This is a genomic window from Micromonospora echinofusca (genome assembly GCF_017614955.1).
Taxonomy (GTDB): domain Bacteria; phylum Actinomycetota; class Actinomycetes; order Mycobacteriales; family Micromonosporaceae; genus Micromonospora; species Micromonospora echinofusca_A.
The window spans coordinates 1-4,735 of record NZ_WVUH01000455.1 but is presented as its reverse complement, the minus strand read 5'-3'; the positions used below and the strand labels follow the sequence as shown (position 1 = coordinate 4,735).

Here is a 4,735-nt window from a genome sequence, read left to right as displayed (position 1 = left end):
CCCCGCCGCATCCCCGCCCGCCGGTCCAGACGCCGAACCCGACCCGGGTCGCCGGACCGGTGCCCCCGATCCGGACGACCGGTTCCGCGCCGGTCGGTGCACCCCGCTCCCCGGCCGTACCGACGCCACCGCCGGGTCCGGTGGGCTACCAGCGCGCCGCTGTTCCGGTGCCGCAACCCATGCCCCGGCCCGCCCCGGTACACGGGTACACCCGACCGGTGCCGCAGCCGCCGGTCGCGGACTCGTCGGGGAACCGGACCACGGTCGTGGTGATCGCCATCGTTCTGGGCATATTGGTGCTGGTCTGCTCCGGCATGATTTCCTATCGGTTGAGCAACGGGACCGCGCTCGGTGTGCCGCAATCTGCGGCGGTGCCGTCCCGGTCGCTGGCGGACGGGTGGAACGATCCACCCCGGGGGTCGTACCGTCAGGTGGAGTTCCTGCCTGCCGGGCGGGGTGACCAGACGAGCGAAGGACGACAGAGGCGATGACAGCGCAGGCCCGCCTGCTCGGTGGCAGGTACCAGGTCGGCGAGCTGCTCGGCTACGGCGGCATGGCCGAGGTGCATCGCGGCCGTGACCTCCGGCTCGGTCGGGACGTCGCGATCAAGATGCTGCGGGCGGACCTGGCCCGGGACGCCACGTTCCAGATGCGGTTCCGGCGGGAGGCGCAGAACGCCGCCTCGCTCAACCACCCGGCCATCGTCGCCGTCTACGACACCGGTGAGGAGATCGCCCCGACCGGTGAGACCCTGCCCTTCATCGTCATGGAGTTCGTCAACGGGCGGACGCTGAAGGAGGTGCTGGCCGCCGAGGGGCGGTTGCAGCCCCGCCGGGCGCTGGAGATCACCGCGGACATGTGCGCGGCGCTGGAGTTCAGCCACCGGCACGGCATCATCCACCGGGACATCAAGCCCGGCAACGTCATGCTCACCCTGACCGGGCAGGTCAAGGTGATGGACTTCGGCATCGCCCGGGCGCTAGCCAGCGGCGCGACCACCATGACCCAGACCAGCGCGGTCATCGGCACCGCCCAGTACCTCTCCCCCGAGCAGGCGCGGGGTGAGGCGGTCGACGCCCGCTCCGACGTCTACGCGGCCGGTTGTGTGCTCTTCGAGCTGCTCTGCGGTCATCCCCCGTTCGTCGGGGACAGTCCGGTGAGTGTCGCCTACCAGCACGTCCGGGAGGACCCGCCGACGCCGAGCGACATCAACCGGGACGTCACCCCGCCGATCGACGCGATCGTGTTGAAGGCGCTCTCCAAGAACCCGCTCAACCGGTACCAGAGCGCGGGCGAGATGCGGGCCGACCTGCTCCGGGCCGCCGCCGGCCGCCCGGTGATGGCCACCCCGGTGCTCCGGGAGGCCGAGACGGTGGCGATGGCACCGATGGGCGGTCCGGGCCAGCCCAGCCGGTCGGGTGCCCCGACCGGGGCGCAGACCCGGGCGATTCCGGCCACGGTCGGTGACCCGCGTCGTCGGCGCGCCTCGTCGTGGGTGCTCGCGGTGCTCAGTGCCCTCGGCGTGCTCGCGGTGATCGCCCTGGTCGCCGGCCTGCTGCTGAATCAGCAGGACGAGCGGGTGGCGGTGCCCCAGGTGGTCGACCAGCCGCGGGACAGCGCGATCGCCGCACTGACGAACGCCCAGCTCCGGGCCCAGATCGGCGAGCCGGTCCTGAACAGCGAGTGCAAGCCGGACACGGTCGTCGAACAGGACCCGCAGAGCGGACGCAAGATCGATCCGCAGAGTACGGTCACGCTGCGGATCTGTGGCGGCAAGCCGACGGTGGCCATCCCGAAGGGCCTGGAGGGCGGCACCTACGAGGCGGTCGCCGGGCAGCTCGAAGGGCTCGGCCTGAAGCCCAAGGAGAAGCCGGTCAACAGCGAGCGGCCGGAGGGTACGGTCACCAAGATCACTCCGGCGCCGGGCACGGTCGTTCCCGAGGGCACCGAGGTGACCGTCGAGGTCTCGCGGGGCAACATCCGGGAGGTACCGAACGTGGTCGGGCTCAGCGAGGCCGAGGCCACCCGGGTCCTGGAGAACGCCGGCTTCAAGGTCGACGTCGAGGACGGGCCGGAGGTCGACCCGCAGGAGGCCGGCAAGGTCACCGACCAGAACCCGAACCGGGGTACCAAGAAGGCCACCGGCAGCACCGTGGTCATCGAGGTGAGCCGCGCCCGCAGCGAGCCCAGCCCGACCGAGCCGGGCGCCACCGGAACGCCGACGGCGCCACCCGGCGGCGGGGGCGGCGGCCTGCCGTTCCCCACCGGATCGCCGACCTTCCCGTTCCGGGACTGACTCCCCGGTCTTCCGGATCGCGGCGGTCACGGCCGCCGAGGGGCAGTTGCCGACCTGTCCGGAGGTGCACCAGATACCCGTCGTCGACCCTCGGCGGCATGGACAGCCGGCACCGCCGGTCGGGTGCCGGGCCCGGTCGGGGTCAGATGCTGGCGAAGGCCGTCCGGCGGCGCTCGTCCACCTCGGCGGCGAGCGCCGGTGCCCGGTCCAGCGCGGCCGGGAGACCGCAACGGGCGAGCCAGTTCGCGAGCATCAGGTGACCGCCCTCGGTGAGCACCGACTCGGGATGGAACTGCACACCCTCGACCGGCAGACTCCGGTGCCGTAGCGCCATCACCACCCCCGAGCCCGTCCAGCCGGTGACCTCCAGCTCGTCGGGCACGGTTCCGGGTACCACCGCGAGCGAGTGGTAGCGGGTGGCCGTGAACGGGACAGGGAGACCGGCCAGCACCCCGAGCGACCGGTGTTCCACCTCGGAGGTCATCCCGTGCAGCAGCTCCGGTGCCCGGCTGACGGTGGCCCCGAAGGCGGTGGCTATCGCCTGGTGACCGAGGCAGACGCCGAGGATCGGCAGCCGACCGGCGTACGCGCCGACCAGGTCGAGACAGATGCCGGCCTGCTCCGGGCTGCCCGGCCCCGGTGACAGCAGCACCCCGGCGACACCGAGCCGCCCCACCTCGGCCACGCCGATCTCGTCGTTGCGCCGGACCACGCAGTCGGCGCCGAGCTGACCGAGGTACTGCACGAGGTTGAACACGAACGAGTCGTGGTTGTCGACGACGAGGATGCGCACCGGACTCACCGGCCAGGCGAGGGGGGCGGGTTGTTCGTGGTGGTGTCGTACGGCAGATCGTGGTCGTCCATCCCGGGTGACGTGTCGGTGTCGACCCCGCCGTCCCCACCGGGTACCCCGGAGTCCTGGGTCACCTGCACGTCGTCGAAGGGCAGCAGCGGCTCCGCCCAGGGGAAGACCACGTACCAGAGCAGGGCCACGACGGCCGTGGCCAGCAGCAGGGAACCGGCCAGCTTGCCGGCCAGCCCGAAGGGCAACCTGCGCCAGATCCAGGCGTACACGGCGGTCAGCCCCTGAGCTCCGCCGGCCGGCCGGCCGACTTCGGCTGGGAGCGGTCCAGCTCGGCGTGCACGATCAGGCGTTCGTAGTTGTCGAACTTCGGATTGCAGGTGGTGAGGGTCAACATGGCCTTCGTCGGTTTCACGCCGGGGCGCCCGGGGACCGGTGCGACGACCTCGACCTGCGACGGCTTGACGATGCGCAGCTGCGAGACCCGGTAGACGTACCAGGCGTCCCGGCCCTCGACCACGATCGCGTCGCCGGTCGAGAGCTCGTCCAGTCGCCAGAAGGTGGCCCGGTTACGGTGACCGGCGACCGAGAAGTTGCCGACCTGCCCCGGCATCGCGCTCTTCGGGTAGTGGCCCGGGGCGTACCGGATGTCCTTCTGGGTGACGCCCTCGACCACCACCCAGTTCTTGTCCAGCTTGGGGATGTACAGGCCGGCGATCGGCCGCCCGTGGACGACCGGTTGCAGTTTGCTGCTGCCGGAGGGCGTCGGGGCCGGTGTCGGACCGACGGTGGGGTCGGTGCCGACCCCGGGATCACCCCAGGCCTGTTCCAGCTGCTGGCTCAGGTCGTTCTGGTGGGCGTCGACGATGGCCGACTTGCCCCACACCTCGTACCCGGCGAAGAGCAGGACGACCAGACCGAAGGTGATCAGGAGTTCCCCGGTGATCCGTACCCCGGTGCGGATCCGCGAGCCGAGGGTCGGGCGGGTCAGCTCGGAGTAGACGCTCCGGTAGCCGTCCTCGGTGCGGCTCGCCCGGAGCTGGACGACGCGCTCACCCCGACGGGGACGTACCTCGGGCGGCGGTGGCGGGATGACCAGCCGACCGGGTTGCAGCGTCGGGATCAGGGCCGTCTCCGAGGCCACCGCCGTGACCCGGTCACCGTTCGCCGGGTTGCCGCGGTCGACGGGCTGGCGACCGGCCGGAGGCTCGGACCGGTTCGTACCGTGTGCCTCGGGGTCGACCCGGTCGGCGGGTACCGCCGGGATGAGCGCGGTGAGCCGGTCGTCGACGTCCGGCCGCCCGGCCACGGGCGGGATGCGGGCGGTTTCGGCGGCGTCACTGCGCCCGGTGCCGTGATCACGACCAGCACTCCCGACCGGGTCGTCCGTTCCGGTAGGGATCATGGTGACCCGGGTGGTCGGCGGCTCGACCCCGTGCGGCACCGCAGGGATGACCACGGTGGGCCGCTCGGTCGGCTCCGGTACGCCGGTGGTCGTGGCCGGTGGCCGGGGGCCGGCGGGCCTCGGCGCCGGTGACGGCGTCGGCCAGGGCGGGTGCGGGGTCGACGCGGGACGGGGCGACCGGTCGGGCCGGTCCGGTGGCCACCCCGGTCCGGATCCGGCCGCTACCGGCGGC

4 protein-coding genes and 2 pseudogenes are annotated in these 4,735 nt (G+C 72.5%); 2 read left to right on the top strand and 4 right to left on the bottom strand.

Annotated features, from left to right (window positions below):
- Positions 1–145: 145 nt before the first annotated feature.
- Positions 146–280, bottom strand: a complete 135-nt coding sequence (locus GSF22_RS35555) for a hypothetical protein (protein ID WP_280117013.1) — start codon at positions 278–280, stop codon at positions 146–148.
- A gap of 207 nt (positions 281–487) precedes the next feature.
- Here GSF22_RS35555 and pknB point away from each other — a divergent pair, with 207 nt between their 5' ends.
- Positions 488–2,296, top strand: a complete 1,809-nt coding sequence (gene pknB / locus GSF22_RS30755; RefSeq protein ID WP_208817417.1) for a Stk1 family PASTA domain-containing Ser/Thr kinase — start codon at positions 488–490, stop codon at positions 2,294–2,296.
- 142 nt (positions 2,297–2,438) lie between these two features.
- Here pknB and GSF22_RS30750 read toward each other — a convergent pair whose 3' ends face one another.
- The 3 genes and pseudogenes from GSF22_RS30750 to GSF22_RS36190 form a co-directional block, all read right to left on the bottom strand.
- Complete coding sequence (locus GSF22_RS30750) at positions 2,439–3,089, bottom strand: aminodeoxychorismate/anthranilate synthase component II (RefSeq protein WP_208817416.1); 651 nt, start codon at positions 3,087–3,089, stop codon at positions 2,439–2,441.
- A 5-nt stretch (positions 3,090–3,094) separates the two neighbouring features.
- A complete protein-coding gene (locus GSF22_RS30745) occupies positions 3,095–3,370 on the bottom strand; it encodes a hypothetical protein (RefSeq protein WP_208817415.1) in 276 nt (91 codons plus the stop codon).
- Positions 3,371–3,375: 5 nt separating this feature from the next.
- Positions 3,376–4,170 (bottom strand): annotated as a pseudogene (locus GSF22_RS36190) (class E sortase); the annotation flags it as partial.
- 331 nt (positions 4,171–4,501) lie between these two features.
- Between GSF22_RS36190 and GSF22_RS36185 the strand changes: the two are divergent.
- Positions 4,502–4,735: pseudogene (locus GSF22_RS36185) on the top strand (hypothetical protein); the annotation flags it as partial.